This window comes from Actinocrinis sp. (assembly GCF_035653575.1).
GTDB lineage: Bacteria > Actinomycetota > Actinomycetes > Streptomycetales > Catenulisporaceae > Actinocrinis.
In genome coordinates, this window is record NZ_DASRBQ010000100.1 from 1 (window position 1) to 16,186 (window position 16,186).

The following is a 16,186-nucleotide window of genomic DNA, read 5'->3' on the forward strand; positions in this document are numbered from 1 at the left end:
GCGGTCCTGGCACAGGCGGCGACGCTCACGGACGACAAGCGGGAGGAAGCCCGCGTGTGGATCGCGTTCACGGCAGCCGCCGTCGCAGACGCCGAACTCGCCGAGTTGCACCGCGCGCACAACCGGGCATTCGTCCAGCGCATCGATCGGCTGCTCGCCGAGGCGCGGCCGCATCTCGACGACTCCGCGCGCGCCGACGCGGCCGCCGCGCTCGTCGCGCTCGTGGAAGGGCTCAACGCACTGGCAGCCCTAGACCCGACGACCTATCACGCCGAGCGGCAGCAACAAGCGATCGACAACGCCCTGACCAGTTACCTGGCCGCGCTGGCCGCCCCAGATCTAGGCCGGACCACCGTAATGAACAAGCAACGGCTTAGCTGGTGATGAAAGTGAAGATCTTGTACGCGTCGGCGGCTGCCATGCCGCCCTCGATCAGCAGATCGGCCAGCTCCGGCCGGGCGCGCGATCACGGACGGACCGCGGGTACGGAACTTCGCCGGGTCCATCGCGCCGCGCGTCCGGAGGGATCGGCCGATCAGTTCCGGACATGGAACTCATTCCCGCAGGGATCGAGGTGTTCGCCGGCCTCCAGGTCGCGGGCCACCACTTCGAGCCGCAGCCGGTTGCGCCCCGTCTTTGCCGCGGCCGGTGGGCCCATGACCAGGGAGACCGCGCTGTCCTCGGTGTGACGCAACCGGAAGCCCCAGGCACCGGATTCAATATGCATCCAGCCGGTCCGGGACATCCAGAACGCGGACTGCCTGGAACGGTCTTCTTCCGCCATGTCCAGGCAGATCGCCACCAGTCCGCTGTCTGCCAGTACACCGGGGTGACCGGGGTGCAGGACGCAGAACTCGTTGCCCTCCGGATCGGCCAGGACGGTCCAGGGGACATCGCCTTGCCCGATGTCGGCGTGCCTGGCGCCGAGCGCCAAGAGCCGATCGACTTCGGCCTGCCAGTCGTCGCCCGCCGCCAGGTCCAGGTGGAGTCGGTTCTTGCCGATTTTCGGCTTGTCGCACGCCGCGAACCGAAGGCGGAGACCGCCGGTTCGCCCCCGCGTGGCCTCGGTCCAAAAGCGCTCCATGGCCGAGACGGCCTGCGCGTCAATGACGACTCCCGTCAGCATCCTGTCTCCCAGAGGCGTCCATCCCGAGCCATGCCGCGCACATCCCTTCCCGGTCAATCTTGTACCGTCTGGTACATGTACCGAATGGTACAGGCGCTTCAGCTGCGTCCAGGAAGATGTTCAAGACGGGATGCGACTCACCCATGCCGGTCACTCACCTGGCGAGAGGCTCGGGACATATGCGGCGCCTTCGGCCTCTGAAACGTCGCCGGGCGGCAGCCAGTCCCGCCCCGGTCGGTACTCCAGCCATCGGCTCCGGCCGCCGATCTCGGCGCAGGTACGCAGCAGCGGTTCGATGCCGGGGTGGGGGTCTGCCGTCCGCCACAGAAGCGACCAGGCGTAGAGCGGCGTGGGCTTTACGAGCGGGATGGAGCGGATGCGGGCGCGTTCTGGCAACTCCAGGTCTGCCGGGACGAGGGCGAAGCGTTGGGTGTCCGCCGCCACCTGCTCCAGGAAGTGGTCGATGCCGAGGTTCGCGGTGCCCGAGACGGCGCGGATGCCGAAGTGCGTCGCAAACTGCTGATAGAAGTCCAGCCGGTCCAGCGCTGCCGGGCACCATAGGACACTGTCCCGCAGCTCGTCGGGCCGCACCTGCGGCCTGTCGGCGAGTCGATGCGGCTCGTGGACCACGACATCCACCGGCTCCAGCCGCACCAGCCGGTGCGTGGTTGCCGCGGCTTCGGCTGTGCCGATCCCGTGCACGCGGCCGAAGCCGACGTCCGTGGCGGTGCGTGCCAGCGCGTCGAGGACACTGGGCAGGTCACGGCCGGGCCCGGTCTCGACGGTGACCGCCGGCGGCACGTGGTCGATCACCGTGGCGAGGGTGCGCATCGGCGTGAACAGGTGGCCCCAGAAGTCGATCCGCAGCGGCCGCTCGACGAGGCGGGCCGCCGCCACCGCACGGTCGCCGTGGACCAGGGTCTGGCGGGCCGGTTCGAGGAAACGGCGGCCGGCCTCGGTCAGCTCCACGTTGTGGCCGCCACGCCGGAACAGCAGGACCCCCAGCTCGCTCTCCAGGCGTGCGATGCGCTTGGACAGCGCCTGCTGGCTTACTGCCAACTGTTGCGCGGCCTGTCCGAAGTGCAGCCGGTCGGCGGCCGCGACAAACGCCCGCACCTGCGCCAGATCAAGATCCATACCCTGCGTCCTTGACTCACTTCCGATGGTTGTCGAACCGCGCCGTGCGGTTGTTGGACCGGTCCGTCACCCCGCTGGTCTTCTTGATCTCGCGGCCGCCGGACTCACGCGCCGCGGCGAGAAGGAGATCGCTATGCAGGCTATGACACCCACCGGCCGGGCGGGCGGGAGCGGACCGTCGGTCGTCCTGGCCGCGGTGGACCAGCCACGGCCGCGCCCGAATGAGGCGCTGGTAAAGGTCGAGGCGTACTCGATCAACCGCGGCGAAACGTTCCAGCTGGAGGCGCCGCGCACGGGCTGGCGGCCCGGAAAGGACGTCGCGGGCCTCGTAGTGCAGGCCGCGGCCGACGGCTCCGGTCCGGCGGCAGGCGCGCGTGTGGTGGGACATCCCCCGCAGGGCGGCTGGGCGGAATACGTCGCGGTGCCCACCGATTCGCTGGCGCAGCTGCCGGACTCGGTATCCGCTATCACCGCCGCCGCGTTGCCACTGGCCGGCCTGACCGCGCTGCGGCTGCTGCGGGTGACCGGATCGCTCGACGGTCGCAGAGTCTTGATCACCGGGGCGTCCGGCGGCGTCGGCCACTACTTCGTGGAACTCGCGGCCGCGACGGGACTGGAGACCACCGCGGTCAGTTCCCGGGCCGAGCGCGGCGCCCGGCTGCTGGACCTCGGTGCAGCCCACGTCGTGCCGACGATCGACGCCGCGCACGGGCCCTTCGACGTGGTCCTGGAGTCCATCGGCGGACCGAACTTGCCTGCGGCGCTGACCAAGCTGGCCCCGCGCGGGACGCTGATCTGGTTCGGGCAGGCCAGTCGGCAGCCCGCCACGCTCGACTTCTTCGACTTCTTCGCCGGCCCGGCGTCGGCCACGATCCGGCACTTCCACTACGCCGACCCGGACACCGGCTACGGCGAAGACCTGCGGGCCCTGGTCCGCCTGGTCGCCGCCGACCGGCTGCATCCCGAGATCGGCCTGGTGGCCGACTGGACCGAGACCGCCGAGGTGCTGATCCGGCTGCGGGACCGGGGCGTGCACGGCAAGGCCGTCCTCACCATCAACCAAGAACCCTGATCCACTATCGAGGAGGAGCACCACCATGACCCCGGCCACCGACCCCAAGAGCGTCGTCGTGCGCTACGTCGAAGCCGTTCGCGACGGCGACGCCGAGACGATAGCGGCCAGCTTCGCCGAGGACGCCACCTGGCTCTACCCGGGCAGCCTGCCGATCTCCGGCCTGTGGAAGGGACGCGAGGCGATCGTCGCGGACTTCCTCGGCGGCATGGGCCGCTACCTGGACCCTTCGGCGCCCGTGGTGATCGGCCTCGTCAACGTCTTCTCTGAGGGCCACCAAGTGCTGGCGGAGTGGACGTCCCAGGCGACCGCGGCCAACGGCGCGACATACGACAACCGCTGCGCGGCGGTGTTCACCGTCCGGGACGGGAGGATCACCTCAGTGCGGGAGTACGCGGACACCCACCACGTCGCCAACGTGCTTTTCCCAGAGTCCTGATCAACCGACCGTGATCGCCGCGGATTGTGGGCTCGTGTCGTCGCCTGCGGTACGGTCACGACGTGTACGCGGAGGCCTGCAGAGTGAACATCTCCGCGTATTCGCCGTCCAGCCGCATCAGCTCCTGGTGGGTGCCCTGCTCAGCTAGCCTTCCGTCCTCGAAGAGCAGAATGCGGTCGGCTTTGCGCACCGTGGAGAAGCGGTGCGAGATGAAGACGGCGGTCCTGCCGGCCGCGAGCGCGCGGATGCGGGCGAACAGCTCGTGCTCGGCGTGAGCGTCGAGCGCAGAGGTGGGTTCGTCCAGGACGAGCACGGGCGCGTCGCGCATGAACGAGCGGGCCAGCGCGACCTTCTGCCACTGGCCGCCGGACAGTTGCGCGCCCTGGTCGAACCACTTGCCCAACGCGGTGTCGTAACCGCGGGGCAGGGAGCTGATCAGCTCGTCGGCGCCGGCCTGCTCGGCGCTGTGCGCGATCGCGTCCCGGTCCTCGATGCGGGACACCTCGCCGATCCCGATGTTCTCGCCGGCGGTGGCCTGGTAGGTGACGTAGTCCTGGAACATCCCGCCGATGCCGGCCCACAGGTCGGCGGGGTCGAGGTCGCGAATGTCGACGCCGTCGAGCAGGATCCGGCCGGCCTGCGGGTCGTAGAGCCGGCACAGCAGCTTGACGAAGGTGGACTTGCCGGCTCCGTTGCGTCCCACCAGGGCTATCGTCTCGCCGGGCCGGATCTCCACGCTCACATCGTCGAGGGCCGGCGCCTGCGTCCCGGGGTAGCGGAAGGAGACGTGGTCGAACACGATGCCGCCGCGCGGCCCGGACGGCAGCGACGCGGGCTGCTGCGGAGCGCGGATCGTCGGCGCGGCCGCAAGAAGCTCGTCCAAATTCTTCACGTACAGCGCGTTCTCGTAGAGCTGGGAGAACGCCCCGAACACCGACTGGATCCCGCCCTGCACCGAGTTGGTGGCCATGGTGTACAGCGTCAGATCGCCGAGGGTGAGCCTCCCGTCGACCGCCTGCAGGGCGATGTAGAGGTAGGTGAGCGAGCCGACGAGCGGTCCCAGCGTGCTCCACGCGCCGCCGACCAGGGAGCGGCGCACGGCCAGTTTCCGCAGCCGCGCGTAGTAAACGGCTCCGAGCAGCCGGAACCGCTCGGCGAAGAACGGGCCGAGGCCGTAGAGCTTGACCTCCTTCGCGGCGGTGTCCGTGGTGACCAGCATGGCCAGATACGACATCCGGCGGCGGATCGGGGCACCCCACATCGCCAACCGGAAGCTCTTGCGGCTGAAGCGCGCGTCGGACAGGAACTCCGGGATCGCCGCGGCCAGCACGATCAGCGCCAGCCACGGGTTGAGGCCGAGCAGCAGCGCGAGCATGCTGGCCAGGGTGATCAGGGACTGGATAAGGCTGAGCACGCCGTTGACCATGGCCAGCGGGCGCATCGCAGACTCCTGCTGGGCCTGGCGCAGCAGGTCGTACGAGCGGGAGTCCTCGAAAAACGCCAGGTCGAGCGTGCTGGCATGCTCCATCACCTGGAGCTGGACGACCTGCGAGATGCGTTCCTGCAGGCATTGCTGGGCGACGCTGCGCACTTCGGAGGTCACCGCGTTGACCAGATAGATGAGCAACTGCGTCGCGGACAGGGCGATCAGCGCCGCGGAGACGCCCAGCTGCGGCGTGTGCCCACCCCACGGAAGCGGGATCGTGACGCGGGCCCCGTGCCGGGTGATCCCCTGCACGACGGTGTTGATCAGCAACCGGGACATCCACGCCGTCGCGACCGGGCTTAGCCCGCCAACGATCGTCGTCGCGCACAGGCCGACCGTCATCGCCGGGCTCGCGCCCCACACCAGGCGGACGATTCTCGGCATTCCGCGTAGCGCTCCGGCCACGGAAGCCAGCATCGCCCTGGGATCGCGCGGCCCGCGCTGCGGCGGCGGGTCGGGGATGTCCGGATCTCCGGTCAGCCCGCTGCGCTCGACCGTCGCGGGCCTGTCCCACCGCATCCGCATGACCATGGGCCACCTCCACGGCTTAGCATGGCCGGTGGCACGGTTCTGCGACGACGCAATTACCGCCGTGCGACGCAGCAGGCCGCGGCAGCCCTCCGACCCAGTTGGCGTCCTCCTGCCATGTATCGGTCTGCCCGGACAATGCGGTGTACGACGGTGTTCCGCAGCCGTTGGGGCTGCTGTGTCATTACGTGTCGCGGCTCTGCCCGCTGCCGGGCGGTTTGAGCGGATCGTGGCCGACGCTCATCAGTCGCTGACGCCACCCGCGGTCGCCCGCCGTGGGTTCGAGCTGCGCATCGCGCTGCGAGCGCACCGTGTGCACGACGCGTTCCATCACGGCGGCGTCGCTCGCGGTCAGGTCGACGCGGCGCTTACGCAGCACGTCGGCGACACGCCTGCCCAGTGGCGAGCCGGCTTCGTCGGGAACCGACTCGGCTTGTTCGTCGGCCGCGCTCGTGCGCAGCCAGTCCTCAAGTTCGCGCGAGTTCATGTTCACGACCGTGTGGAACTCCTGCCACAGCTGATCGGAGACTGGAGCCGACATGGTTCTCCTTTCCCGAGCGCAGTGGCCCGGGTGCCCCTCGCGATTGGCGCCAAACAGCGCAGTTAACGGACGAACCTGGGCCGGCCGGCTGCTGCCGTGCTCTTACGTCGTCACGACGATCTTCCCTTCGGCGTGCAGCCCCTTTTCGAGGTGTCGGTGCGCGGCTACGACGTCGTCGAGGGCGAAGACGGTGTCGATGGCGGGCCGCAGTGCGCCAAGGCCTACGCTGGCGTTCAGGAAGGCCGCCATGCGTTTGACCACGACGGTGTCGAGGGTGTGCTCGAAGCTGCGGTAGCTGTAGATCGTGAGCGGCGTGCCACTGGGGAAGGGTGTGGGCCGGCCGTCCAGGAAGCCTGCGGCGACCAGCGTCGCGCCGGGACGGGCCGCCTTCACCAAATCCTGTTGGCCGGGGCCCATGACCAGGTCGAGGATGATATCCGCGCCACTCCCGCCGGTATGGTGGCGCACGGCCTCGGCCACGTCCTCGTGGTCCAGGGCGATGACCGCGGCGGCGCCGGCAGTAAGCAGGTCGTCCCTCTTCGCACTGTGCCGAGTGATGGCGATGGGCACGGCGCCGATCTGATTGGCGATCTGCATCGCCGCCCGGCCGACGCCGCCGGAGGCGGCAGTGATCAGGACGTGGTCGCCGGGGCGCATTCCCGCCTTCTCCATCAGCGCGCCGTAGGCGGTGGAGTACGCGACCCACACCGCCGCCGCCTCGGTGACGGCGAGCCCGGCCGGCCGGGCGATGACCCGGCTCGCGGGGAGCGTGGTGTATTCGGCGTAGCTGCCGCGCACGCTCGCGTCGGGAATGGCCGTGAGGATGACCGGATCGCCGACCTGCAGCCCGGTGACCTCGGGGCCAATGGCGTCGATGACGCCGGTTCCCTCCACGCCGAGGCGGGCGTGCGGCAGCGGGACAGGCGCGGGCGAAGTACCGGAGCGCATCATCTGATCCAGCGGATTGACGGCGAACGCCTCGATCCTGACCCGAACCTCGCCGGCCGCGGGCTCGACGACCGGCTCCTCGACGACGTGCAGGACTTGCGGCCCGCCGAACTCGTCGAACACGACGACTCGTGGCATGGTGACTCCTTGGCATCTGGTGCTGGTCTCCTTGCTCGCGCACCACGCTACGGAGCCGTCAGTTACCTCCTGGTACCTTCGAAATCATGCAGAACGCGGCCGGACACGTCTTCCTCGCCGACTGCCCCACGCGCCTGGCCGTCGAGATCCTCTCCGATAAGTGGGCCGTGCTCGCGCTCTTCGGCCTGAGCCAGCAGCCGCGCAGACACGGTGAGCTCGTCGACCTGATCGGCGGTATCTCGCGCAAGGTCCTCACCCAGACGTTGCGCCGACTCCAGCAGTACGGGCTGGTCGAACGCCGAGCCGAAGCGCCACGGCAAGTCGAGTACCGTCTCACCGACCTCGGCCGCACCCTCGTCGAGCCCATCGAGGTCCTGACCAGATGGGCGAGCGAGCACGGCGGGGCCATCGCCGACTTCCAAGAGGCCGCGCTGGCCGAAGCGGCCGCAAGCGCCGGCACTGCAGGTTGACCGCGTCTCTGTCAGCAGCGTCTGTCAGCAGCGCCCGGTTTGCGCATTTCGCTAGCGGAGAGACGATGGGCGCTAGGGACGCTGCCGGGGGAAGTCCGTCGCATTTGCGAGGTGCAATATGTACAGCAAAGTCAAGATCGCAGGGCATCCGATCCACCCGATGCTCATCGCTTATCCAGTCGCCGGGTACACCGGAACGCTGGTCGGGTTCGCCGTGTACGCGGCCAATGGCCAGCAGTTCTGGCTCAACTTCGCCATCGCCCTGAACATCGCCGGCGTGGGCGGCGCCCTGCTGGCCGCCCTGCCCGGACTGGCCGACTGGGCGCTGGGCATCCCCCGCGGCTCGGCGGCCAAGACGGTCGGCCTGGCGCACGCCGCCCTCAACATCGCCGCGCTCGCGCTGTTCGCCATCAGCCTCGGCACCTACGCCAGCCACTGGAACGGCCCCGCCAAGGACGCCACCCTCGGCCTGGCCCTCGCAGCCGCCGGCGTTGCCTGCACCATCAGCGCCGGGTTCCTCGGCTGGATGCTGGTGCAGAACTACCACATCGGCGTCTCGCTCACCAGGATCCAGGAGGGCGACGAGAAGGTGGTGCAAAGCGTCCGACTCCTACGCTCCCACCACGGCCGCGCCGCCTGAACACCTAACAGCCCGCTCCTCCGCCCAAGGTCCGCACCGGGCCCGGACTAATGTCGAACGACCTTAGTCTGTCTCTCGTGTGCCATCGCGGAAGCTGGGAGGAAGGAACGTGAGTACCGACGCGCGCAAAGTACTGATCACAGGGGCGACCTCAGGGCTGGGCCGGGAACTGGCTCTGCGTCTGGCTGCGCAGGGCTGGAGCGTCCTTGCCCACGGGCGCGATCAGGGACGCCTCGACGACCTGCGGCGCGAGGCCGGAGCCGCGGTCCGGCCGCTGGTGGCCGACCTCGCCTCGCTCAAAGACGTGACCAAGCTCGCTGACCTGACCACCGCTGCCACCGATCGCCTCGACGTGCTGGTCAACAACGCCGGCGTCGGCTTCGGGCCGCCCGGGCAGCGCAGGCAGAGCAGCGCAGACGGCCACGAACTGCGCATGGCCGTGAACTACCTCGCACCGGTGCTGCTCACCCGGCGCCTGATCCCGCTGCTGACCGCGTCGGCGCCCGCGCGCGTGGTCAACGTCGGCTCCATCGGCCAGGTCCCGTTCGACCCGGCCGACTTCGCCTTCGAACGCGGATATGACGGCACCACCGCCTACCGCCGCTCCAAGCTCGCTCTGTGCGCGTTCACCTTCGACCTCGCCGACGAGCTGCCCGCGAGCGCCGTAACCGTCAACTGCCTACATCCGGCAAGCCTGATGCCCACGGCGATGGTGCGCGAGGCCCGCACGGCGCCGATCTCGAACCTCGACGAAGGCGTCACGGCCACGCTGCGACTGATCACAGACCCCGGCCTCGCGGGCGTCACCGGCGAGTACTTCAACGGATCACGCCCCGATCGCGCACTGCCCGAAGCGTACGACCCCGGCTTCCGCGCCAAGCTACGCGCGACGACCGCGGAACTCCTGGCCGATTACATCTAGGGCGGGTCAGGCGGCGTCCAACAGCAAACCAGGGGTCTGATCCCATCCGGCAAGCTGCAGGACGCGCGCATAGTACGGCGAGAGTCCGCGCACCCGCAGACGCCGCTCAGCCGCGTGCAACACTCCCGCCGTCTGCACGATCGCGCGCAGCGCGTCGACGCCCGCGAAGTCCAGGCCAGTACAGTCCAGCAGCAGCTCGCCACCGGATTCGGCGGCCAGCCGTTCCAGCGTGCCGGTCAGATACGCGATCTGGCCGACATCCAGCGTGCCGCGCGCCGTGATCCCGCAGGGCTGATCCACCCGGACCAGCACCAGCGAACCGCGATCGACCTTGATGTTTGTCACCGCTTCATTGACCCCGCACGAAGATGCGCCGCTTCTTGAGACGCTCGGTTATTTGATCCTTCCTCGAAACTGCGCGACGCACAAGATGCCTCGATACGGCCCGGAGCCTTGGGGTGACGCTGAGCAACAAAATGGTGCGGCTCGCCCTAGTGCACGCCACCTGCGGGATCGGGTACTTGCACACCGGGATCGAGAAGAACGGCGAGTACCGCGCCTGTGCGGTAGGAGGACGCGATGGCGTTCGAGCACCGAGAACGGATAGCCGGGCTGACTGAGTCGAGTGTGCACATTCCCGTCGCCGGGGCAGCCAGGCTCGACGCCGACCTGGTCAAACCGGCGCACGCCGGGAGCATCGTCGCGTTCGCGCACGGCACCGGCAGCTCCCGACACAGCCCACGCAACCGCGCGGTCGCCCGGGTCCTTCAGCAGGCCGGTCTCGGCACGCTCCTGCTGGACCTGCTCACTGAACGCGAGGAACGGGTGGACGAAGCCACCGCTGAGTACCGCTTCGACCTACAACTGCTGGGACGCCGCATCATCGCCGCGATCGACTGGCTCAACGAGCACCCGCAGACCGCCGGCCTGCCGCTGGGCCTGTTCGGCGCGAGCACTGGCGCGGCCGCGGCGCTGATCGCCGCCGCCGAACGCCCCGACCGAGTCACCGCCGTGGTCAGCCGCGGCGGACGCCCCGACCTGGCCGCCGAGCACCTGAGTCGGGTACGCGCCCCGGTGCTGCTGATCGTCGGCGGACGCGACCCGCAGGTGCTCCAACTCAACCGCCAGGCAGCCGAGCAGCTAAGCGCACCGCACCACCTCGAGATCATCCCCGGCGCCACCCACCTATTCGCCGAGAATCACGCGCTTGAACAGGTCGCACTCAAGGCACGGGATTGGTTCCTCGCGCCCGGACAGTCGAATTCACCGGACCAGGGCGGGAGCCGGACATTACCGTGATCCGGTCCTGCGATCCGCCCGCATCTCACACCGCTCGTCGTCAAGGTCTCATGGTTCACCTTTGCGGGCCGGAAGGATCGTCGTGGCGGTGGTCGTGGCCGTGGTCGGGCGCAAGGGTGGGCGGGAAGCCGAACGCGGTGATCAAGTCGGGGTCCCCGAACGCGGTGATACGCGAAATGCCCTCGGCAGTCACGGTGAGCACGGTGATGCCGTACGGCAGGTAGATGCCGTCACTTCCGCGGTAGTACACGGCGACGGCGGGCTGGCCGTTGGCGCTGGTCGGCAGCATCCGCCAATGGCCGGGCGAGCCCAGCACATGCCTGGCCATGTAAGGCATGCAGAATCTGATGCCCGAGTACCAGGTGCGCAGCGGCGGGGCCTCCAGCATCGCGTCCTTGCGCAACAGCTTCTCCAACGCCGCGGCATCAGCGTTCTGAAAGGCGGCGATGTAGTGCTCGAGCAGTTTGCGATGCTCCGGCTCGGTGACCTCCGCGGCCTTATCGTCCATCGGAGCGGCCTCGCGGAGGCTGGCGCGAGCGCGCTGCAGCGCGCTCTTGACCGCGGGCACTGACATATCGAGCATCTCTGCGACCTCGGCCGCCGGGAAGGCCAGCACGTCTCGCAGGATCAGCACCGCCCGCTGACGCGAGGTCAGGTACTGCATGCCGGCAATGAGGGCGAGCCGCACGCTGTCGCGGGTGGCCACGATCGAGGCCGGGTCGGCGGCGGCGGCGGAGCCGATCAACGTATCGGGGATCGGGCTCAGCCACGCGACATCGGGGTCCGCCGAGTTCGGCGGGGCGGCCGGGTCATCCGACGGTGCGCCCAGTCCCGATGGCAGCACTCTGCGGCTGTGGTGCTGCCGGGCAGTCAGACACGTGTTGGTGGCGATGCGGTAGAGCCATGTCCGCACCGACGAGCGCCCCTCGAAAGAGTCGAACGAGCGCCACGCGCGCAGGTAGGTCTCCTGCACCGCATCCTCGGCGTCCACCAATGAGCCGAGCATCCGGTAGCAATGAACCACGAGCTCACGACGGTAGGGCTCGGTGCGGCGCACGAATTCGTCGTTACCCGAGGCCGTCTCGATCGAAGCAGGCACCCGTCATCCCCTTCGAGGCGATAAGACCTCAAAGCTATCCGACCGATTCCTTTCGCGGATGCGCGAAGTCTGCCTTTGCGACGGTGCCGGATGGCACCTCGGACCCGAAGGAGCAGCATCATGCGCAAGCTGAGCGTGTCGACCCTGGTGACCCTGGACGGCGTCATCCAGGACCCGGGCGGATTCGGTGAGACCGAGCAGGGCGGCTGGGCAAACCCGTACTTCACGGCGGAGGCAGAGCAGAGCGCGCTGGAGCATCTGCAGGCCGCCGACTACTTCCTGCTGGGCCGAGTCACCTACGAACTGCTTCACAAGAGCTGGGGAAACATCAAGGGCGGGGCGTACCTGGACCGGATGAACGAGATCCCGAAACTGGTGGCCTCGACCACGCTGACCGGACCGCTGCCGTGGAACGCAACGGCGATCAGCGGAGACGTGGCCGCCGAGATCGGCCGGCTCAAGCAGGAACCGGGCGGGGACATCGAAATGTACGGCAGCGCCACACTGGTGCAGACCTTGATGCTGCACGACCTGATCGATGAGTTCCGAATCGCGGTGCATCCGCTTGTACTCGGCGGCGGAACCCAGCTATTCCCCCAGGGCGGCGTCAGCGCGACACTACAGCTCACCGATGCCCGCACACTGGATTCGGGTGTAGTTAACCTGACCTATGCGCAGCCCTGAGCGGTGTGCACCGAGGCGATGTCGGCCGGGGCCCTCACCCGGCCGGTTTCAGCGGAACCGTTCCAGGCGACTCCCAGTCGACGCTGACCCGGTGGTCCGTGGCGAGAGCGTGCAAGGCGCACGGTTCCCTGGGCTGGCGAGGGCAGAGGATCCACACGTCGGTCGCCGTCGCCCGGTAGAGGCGGTATGGCGACGAGCCGAGCACGTCGTCTCGCGTCACCGGGGTTGCTCCTCGGCTGTCCGGGCCGGGGTACACCGCGAGAGCTGCGTCGAGATCGTCGCCGGACAGCTCCCGGGCTGTGCCGACCGCGTACAGGGCGCGGCCGTGGTACGGCGCGACAGTGGAGTCGAACACGACGAGGCTGACCTGCGCACGCTCGGCGAGATTGCGTGAGTGCCGAGCATCGGTCGCGGAGATCCAGTAGTACTGCCGCAGTCCGGCGCTGCCGAAGTAGACCGGACTCGTCCATGGCCGGCCGCGCGAATCTGCGGTACCCAGGGTCAGATAATTGTTCGTCTCGAGCAGCGCCAGCGCGTGTGCGCTGAGTTCCTGTTGCGTCATCATGGTCCTTCTCCTCGTGGCGCAACGGCGATCGCACGTCGGCAGCGGGCGACCGACCCGGACATCGTGATGGCGACGATCACGCTTCCGGTCATCGGGCCAGCAGTTCGTCCAGCCGCTGCATCGAGTCGCGCACGCCGTGTTCCATGCCGCTGGCGACCATCGCGTCGCGGCTCTCGACCGTGGTGTAGACGGAGTGCATGTGCAGCCGGGTGCGGCCGCCGCCGAGGTCGTCGAATCTGGCCGCCTGGAGGCTGACCTGGTTGGGCGCGCCCTCGTACTCGAAGGTCTGGATGATCAGTTCGTCCGGCACCACGTTGTGGAACACGCCGCGGAAGGCGTACTCGCCGCGCTCGTCGGCGTGGACGTAGTGGTAGCTGCCGCCGGGTCGCGCGTCGTATTCGAACTCTTTCATCGTCAGGCCGCACGGGCCGAGCCACTGCGGCACGATCTGCGGGTCGGTCCACGCCCGGAACACCCGCTCGCGGGGCGCGTCGAATTCCCGGACGACGTCGATGAAGGGGGTACCGGGCTGGGCGGTGATCGCGGTGTCGTTCATTTCTCCTGCTCCTTCATGCTTTCCAGGACCTCGTCGAGCCTGCGGAAGCGCCGCTCGGCCTCGAGTCGGTATTTGTCGATCCAGCTGGTCAGCTCCTCGAGCGCGGCCGCGTTCAGATGGCAGGGGCGCCGCTGGGCGTCCCTGCTGCGGGTGATCAGGCCAGCCGCCTCCAGCACGTGGATGTGCCGGGAGACCGCCTGCTTGGTGATGGCGAACGGCTCGGCGAGCTCGTTCACGGTCGCCTCGCCGCGGGAGAGCCGGGCGATCATCGCGCGGCGGACGGGATCGCCCAGCGCGGCGAACGCGCGATCCAGCCGCTCCTCCGCTTCGTCAATCGTCATCGTTATCAATCGCTCTCTTTATCAACTAATATGTTGAAGATAGGCCTGCGGCGGCTTGCTGTCAACAGCCCAATGAGACTCTCCTGTGGGAAACTAGAGCGCTGATCTGCAGGAGGGCCCGCGCGTCACGCGCTCAGCGCGAAAGGTAAGGGACAGTCATGCTGATCGAGCATCGTGGCCGCAGTCCCGTGGTCCCCGCATCCGCGTACGTCGCGCCCACCGCCGTACTGTGCGGCGCGGTCGCGCTCGGCGAGCGCGCCCGGATCCTGCACTGCGCGGTCCTTTCCGCCGAGGATGGCGAGGTACACATCGGCGCGGACACGGTGGTGATGGAGCACGCGTTGATCCGCGGACGCGCCGGACACGATGCGCTCATTGGTGACGCGGTGCTGATCGGCCCGCATGCGCACGTCAACGGCGCAGTCGTGGAGGAGGAGGTGTTCATCGCGGCCGGGGACCCGGCTCGGCTGTTCTCCCCCGACCAGCACGACGAGCTATGGGAAGTGCAGCGCGACCTCGACTTCCCGGGCACGGTCTACGGCGTCACGCGGGACACGCCGATGCGCGCGATCATGGCGCGGCAGACCGAGTTCTACGGCGCGCACCGTGAGGACCGCATCATCAACGAGTAGCTGCCGAGGAACGGCCGACACGGCCACGAGGTGTGCCGGCGGGATGTGCCTGGTTCGCCCCGACCGGCGGGTGTTTGCGTCCAGGGCTTCGGGGCAGCCGGGCGAAACGATCCTCACGCCGAGCAAGGAGGCGAACAGGTATGGCGCAGCGCCGCAGTACCACGACACCCACCGGCCGGCTCAGCGTCCTGCGACGCAGGTCGTTCTCCCGTCAGCTACCACCGTTGGACCTGCGCACTCCTTCAGGCCGGCGCCTACCCTACTGAACGTGGATCGATCGAGAGGCGACTGGCGGTAGCGGCCAGTACCGCACACTCCATCTCGCGCTGTACAACCTAGGGACCGCCGCGCGGCGACATCCCGCTTGACGTGTGCTATCGAACCGGTCGGTATCTACAGACCTTCCTTATCATCGTGGACGAATTCAACACACGACCATCCCAGCCCCCTGTGCCCGAAGCTCCGCCGCGGCGGGGAATAACCCGGCGGGTCCTGTTTGCCGCTGGAGGCCTCGCCGTCGTGGGCGCTGCCGGGATCGCGACCGCAGCGGCAGAACTGTCCGGCTCCGATTCCCCGGCTACCTCCCCGACCTCCCGGCTCACCGGCTCCGCACGAACGCCGCGCGACGCGGCATCCAGTGGACCGTCCGGCACGCCGCCGCCCGACGTGCCCAACCCGCAGACAATCGACCCCGGCCAGGTGCAAAGCCGCCCGGAGTACTACGTGAACGCCGGACCGAAGGTGATCGCGCTGACCATCGACGACGGCCCACACCCGATATACACCCCGCAGATACTCTCCCTGCTCGAGCGCTACCGGATCACGGCCACCTTCAACATGATCGGCCGCCAGGCCGCCGCGCACCGATCCCTCGTGGCGGAGGTCGCCGCAGCCGGACATCTGGTTGCCAACCACACCTTCGATCACACCGACCAGTCAAAACTGCCCCTGACCGCCGTCCGCGCCCAGATCGAGCGCACTAATGCCGCACTGCACGCCGCCGGAATCAACCCCGCGGTTTTCCGCGCGCCGTACGGAGCCTGGTCCCACACAGTGTTCGAAGCCTGCGCCGAGGCCCGGCTGCGCCCGGTGGACTGGTCGGTGGACCCGCGTGACTGGTCCCGGCCCGGTACCGAGACGATCATCCGCCGGATCATGGCCGCAACCCGCACCGGCTCGATCATTCTCGACCACGATGGCGGCGGCGACCGCTCCCAGACCGTTGCCGCCCTGAAGGTCGTCCTGCCCCAACTGCTGGCTGCCGGGTACCGCTTCACCAGCGTCTAGCCACTCGGCCCCAGAGCTCCCCCGGCCCCGCAAGCGCGATGCAGCGCGCGCTGCGACAGCGTCCGCGCCGGGTTGTCGCCGGGATGGGGCGGGGAAGCCGCTACCCTTTTTCGTAACAGCTGATCGTGTGACGGAAATCGGGCGGACGCGGATGGCAGACGGCAGCACGTGCGCGGTGTGCGGGGCGGCCCTGCCGCGGCGGGAACGCGGCCGCAATGCCGTGTACTGCTCGGCAGGATGCCGTCAGCGGGCGTATCGGGATCGGACACGGCCGCA

Annotated in this window: 20 protein-coding genes; 10 read left to right on the top strand and 10 right to left on the bottom strand. The window is 68.7% G+C overall.

The window, feature by feature from the left end:
• The coding region (locus VFA06_RS14125) for a TetR family transcriptional regulator C-terminal domain-containing protein (protein ID WP_324841003.1) at positions 1-384 on the top strand (384 nt) is incomplete at its 5' end.
• Positions 385-535: 151 nt separating this feature from the next.
• Here VFA06_RS14125 and VFA06_RS14130 read toward each other — a convergent pair.
• Positions 536-1,126, bottom strand: a complete 591-nt coding sequence (locus tag VFA06_RS14130; protein ID WP_324841004.1) for a VOC family protein — start codon at positions 1,124-1,126, stop codon at positions 536-538.
• A 150-nt stretch (positions 1,127-1,276) separates the two neighbouring features.
• A complete protein-coding gene (locus VFA06_RS14135) occupies positions 1,277-2,263 on the bottom strand; it encodes a LysR family transcriptional regulator (protein ID WP_324841005.1) in 987 nt (328 codons plus the stop codon).
• Positions 2,264-2,396: 133 nt separating this feature from the next.
• On the opposite strand from VFA06_RS14135, the gene VFA06_RS14140 reads away from it, so the two are divergent.
• Entirely contained in the window at positions 2,397-3,335 is a 939-nt protein-coding gene (locus VFA06_RS14140) for a zinc-binding dehydrogenase (RefSeq protein ID WP_324841006.1), read from the top strand.
• A gap of 25 nt (positions 3,336-3,360) precedes the next feature.
• On the top strand, positions 3,361-3,774 hold the full coding sequence (locus tag VFA06_RS14145; RefSeq protein ID WP_324841007.1) for a nuclear transport factor 2 family protein: 414 nt from the start codon (positions 3,361-3,363) through the stop codon (positions 3,772-3,774).
• 55 nt (positions 3,775-3,829) lie between these two features.
• Here VFA06_RS14145 and VFA06_RS14150 read toward each other — a convergent pair whose 3' ends face one another.
• The 3 genes from VFA06_RS14150 to VFA06_RS14160 form a co-directional block, all read right to left on the bottom strand.
• Positions 3,830-5,779 carry an ABC transporter ATP-binding protein gene (locus VFA06_RS14150; RefSeq protein WP_324841008.1) on the bottom strand — a complete coding sequence of 650 codons (1,950 nt, stop codon included), beginning with the start codon at positions 5,777-5,779 and terminating at the stop codon, positions 3,830-3,832.
• 193 nt (positions 5,780-5,972) lie between these two features.
• A complete protein-coding gene (locus tag VFA06_RS14155; protein ID WP_324841009.1) occupies positions 5,973-6,329 on the bottom strand; it encodes a DUF3140 domain-containing protein in 357 nt (118 codons plus the stop codon).
• A gap of 102 nt (positions 6,330-6,431) precedes the next feature.
• A complete protein-coding gene (locus tag VFA06_RS14160; RefSeq protein WP_324841010.1) occupies positions 6,432-7,415 on the bottom strand; it encodes a zinc-dependent alcohol dehydrogenase family protein in 984 nt (327 codons plus the stop codon).
• An 86-nt stretch (positions 7,416-7,501) separates the two neighbouring features.
• Here VFA06_RS14160 and VFA06_RS14165 point away from each other — a divergent pair, with 86 nt between their 5' ends.
• The 3 genes from VFA06_RS14165 (at position 7,502) to VFA06_RS14175 (ending at position 9,447) form a co-directional block, all read left to right on the top strand.
• Positions 7,502-7,885 carry a helix-turn-helix domain-containing protein gene (locus tag VFA06_RS14165; protein ID WP_324841011.1) on the top strand — a complete coding sequence of 128 codons (384 nt, stop codon included), beginning with the start codon at positions 7,502-7,504 and terminating at the stop codon, positions 7,883-7,885.
• Between the two features lie 118 nt (positions 7,886-8,003).
• Positions 8,004-8,525, top strand: a complete 522-nt coding sequence (locus tag VFA06_RS14170) for a DUF2231 domain-containing protein (protein WP_324841012.1) — start codon at positions 8,004-8,006, stop codon at positions 8,523-8,525.
• A 109-nt stretch (positions 8,526-8,634) separates the two neighbouring features.
• A complete protein-coding gene (locus VFA06_RS14175; RefSeq protein ID WP_324841013.1) occupies positions 8,635-9,447 on the top strand; it encodes an SDR family NAD(P)-dependent oxidoreductase in 813 nt (270 codons plus the stop codon).
• Between the two features lie 6 nt (positions 9,448-9,453).
• Here the strand turns inward: VFA06_RS14175 and VFA06_RS14180 are convergent, their stop codons facing one another.
• Positions 9,454-9,792, bottom strand: a complete 339-nt coding sequence (locus VFA06_RS14180; protein WP_324841014.1) for an STAS domain-containing protein — start codon at positions 9,790-9,792, stop codon at positions 9,454-9,456.
• 234 nt (positions 9,793-10,026) lie between these two features.
• Between VFA06_RS14180 and VFA06_RS14185 the strand changes: the two genes are divergently transcribed.
• Positions 10,027-10,746, top strand: a complete 720-nt coding sequence (locus tag VFA06_RS14185) for a dienelactone hydrolase family protein (RefSeq protein WP_324841015.1) — start codon at positions 10,027-10,029, stop codon at positions 10,744-10,746.
• Between the two features lie 55 nt (positions 10,747-10,801).
• On the opposite strand, the gene VFA06_RS14190 is transcribed toward VFA06_RS14185, so the two are convergent.
• Positions 10,802-11,845 (bottom strand): sigma-70 family RNA polymerase sigma factor, encoded by a 1,044-nt coding sequence (locus tag VFA06_RS14190; protein WP_324841016.1) that lies wholly within the window; start codon positions 11,843-11,845, stop codon positions 10,802-10,804.
• A 120-nt stretch (positions 11,846-11,965) separates the two neighbouring features.
• Here VFA06_RS14190 and VFA06_RS14195 point away from each other — a divergent pair, with 120 nt between their 5' ends.
• Positions 11,966-12,529: a dihydrofolate reductase family protein gene (locus VFA06_RS14195; RefSeq protein ID WP_324841017.1), complete on the top strand. Its 564-nt coding sequence runs from the start codon at positions 11,966-11,968 to the stop codon at positions 12,527-12,529.
• Between the two features lie 34 nt (positions 12,530-12,563).
• On the opposite strand, the gene VFA06_RS14200 is transcribed toward VFA06_RS14195, so the two are convergent.
• The 3 genes from VFA06_RS14200 to VFA06_RS14210 form a co-directional block, all read right to left on the bottom strand.
• On the bottom strand, positions 12,564-13,094 hold the full coding sequence (locus VFA06_RS14200) for a pyridoxamine 5'-phosphate oxidase family protein (protein WP_324841018.1): 531 nt from the start codon (positions 13,092-13,094) through the stop codon (positions 12,564-12,566).
• 88 nt (positions 13,095-13,182) lie between these two features.
• Positions 13,183-13,650 carry an SRPBCC family protein gene (locus VFA06_RS14205; protein ID WP_324841019.1) on the bottom strand — a complete coding sequence of 156 codons (468 nt, stop codon included), beginning with the start codon at positions 13,648-13,650 and terminating at the stop codon, positions 13,183-13,185.
• Entirely contained in the window at positions 13,647-13,991 is a 345-nt protein-coding gene (locus tag VFA06_RS14210) for a metalloregulator ArsR/SmtB family transcription factor (RefSeq protein ID WP_324841020.1), read from the bottom strand. The genes VFA06_RS14205 and VFA06_RS14210 overlap by 4 nt, the downstream gene beginning before the upstream one ends.
• 158 nt (positions 13,992-14,149) lie before the next feature.
• Between VFA06_RS14210 and VFA06_RS14215 the strand changes: the two genes are divergently transcribed.
• Positions 14,150-14,623, top strand: coding sequence for a gamma carbonic anhydrase family protein (locus tag VFA06_RS14215; protein WP_324841021.1), 474 nt, complete (start codon positions 14,150-14,152; stop codon positions 14,621-14,623).
• Between the two features lie 519 nt (positions 14,624-15,142).
• A complete protein-coding gene (locus VFA06_RS14220; RefSeq protein ID WP_324841022.1) occupies positions 15,143-15,910 on the top strand; it encodes a polysaccharide deacetylase family protein in 768 nt (255 codons plus the stop codon).
• Positions 15,911-16,186 lie beyond the last annotated feature (276 nt).

What these genes read in the sequence shown, in the direction of transcription:
- VFA06_RS14185 (WP_324841015.1), top strand. Translation starts at nt 10,027, where the DNA reads ATGGCGTTCGAGCACCGAGAACGGATAGCCGGGCTGACTGAGTCGAGT.
- VFA06_RS14130 (WP_324841004.1), bottom strand. Translation starts at nt 1,126, where the DNA reads ATGCTGACGGGAGTCGTCATTGACGCGCAGGCCGTCTCGGCCATGGAG.
- VFA06_RS14150 (WP_324841008.1), bottom strand. Translation starts at nt 5,779, where the DNA reads ATGCGGTGGGACAGGCCCGCGACGGTCGAGCGCAGCGGGCTGACCGGA.
- VFA06_RS14145 (WP_324841007.1), top strand. Translation starts at nt 3,361, where the DNA reads ATGACCCCGGCCACCGACCCCAAGAGCGTCGTCGTGCGCTACGTCGAA.
- VFA06_RS14165 (WP_324841011.1), top strand. Translation starts at nt 7,502, where the DNA reads ATGCAGAACGCGGCCGGACACGTCTTCCTCGCCGACTGCCCCACGCGC.
- VFA06_RS14205 (WP_324841019.1), bottom strand. Translation starts at nt 13,650, where the DNA reads ATGAACGACACCGCGATCACCGCCCAGCCCGGTACCCCCTTCATCGAC.
- VFA06_RS14160 (WP_324841010.1), bottom strand. Translation starts at nt 7,415, where the DNA reads ATGCCACGAGTCGTCGTGTTCGACGAGTTCGGCGGGCCGCAAGTCCTG.
- VFA06_RS14140 (WP_324841006.1), top strand. Translation starts at nt 2,397, where the DNA reads ATGCAGGCTATGACACCCACCGGCCGGGCGGGCGGGAGCGGACCGTCG.
- VFA06_RS14170 (WP_324841012.1), top strand. Translation starts at nt 8,004, where the DNA reads ATGTACAGCAAAGTCAAGATCGCAGGGCATCCGATCCACCCGATGCTC.
- VFA06_RS14135 (WP_324841005.1), bottom strand. Translation starts at nt 2,263, where the DNA reads ATGGATCTTGATCTGGCGCAGGTGCGGGCGTTTGTCGCGGCCGCCGAC.
- VFA06_RS14210 (WP_324841020.1), bottom strand. Translation starts at nt 13,991, where the DNA reads ATGACGATTGACGAAGCGGAGGAGCGGCTGGATCGCGCGTTCGCCGCG.
- VFA06_RS14195 (WP_324841017.1), top strand. Translation starts at nt 11,966, where the DNA reads ATGCGCAAGCTGAGCGTGTCGACCCTGGTGACCCTGGACGGCGTCATC.
- VFA06_RS14200 (WP_324841018.1), bottom strand. Translation starts at nt 13,094, where the DNA reads ATGATGACGCAACAGGAACTCAGCGCACACGCGCTGGCGCTGCTCGAG.
- VFA06_RS14215 (WP_324841021.1), top strand. Translation starts at nt 14,150, where the DNA reads ATGCTGATCGAGCATCGTGGCCGCAGTCCCGTGGTCCCCGCATCCGCG.
- VFA06_RS14155 (WP_324841009.1), bottom strand. Translation starts at nt 6,329, where the DNA reads ATGTCGGCTCCAGTCTCCGATCAGCTGTGGCAGGAGTTCCACACGGTC.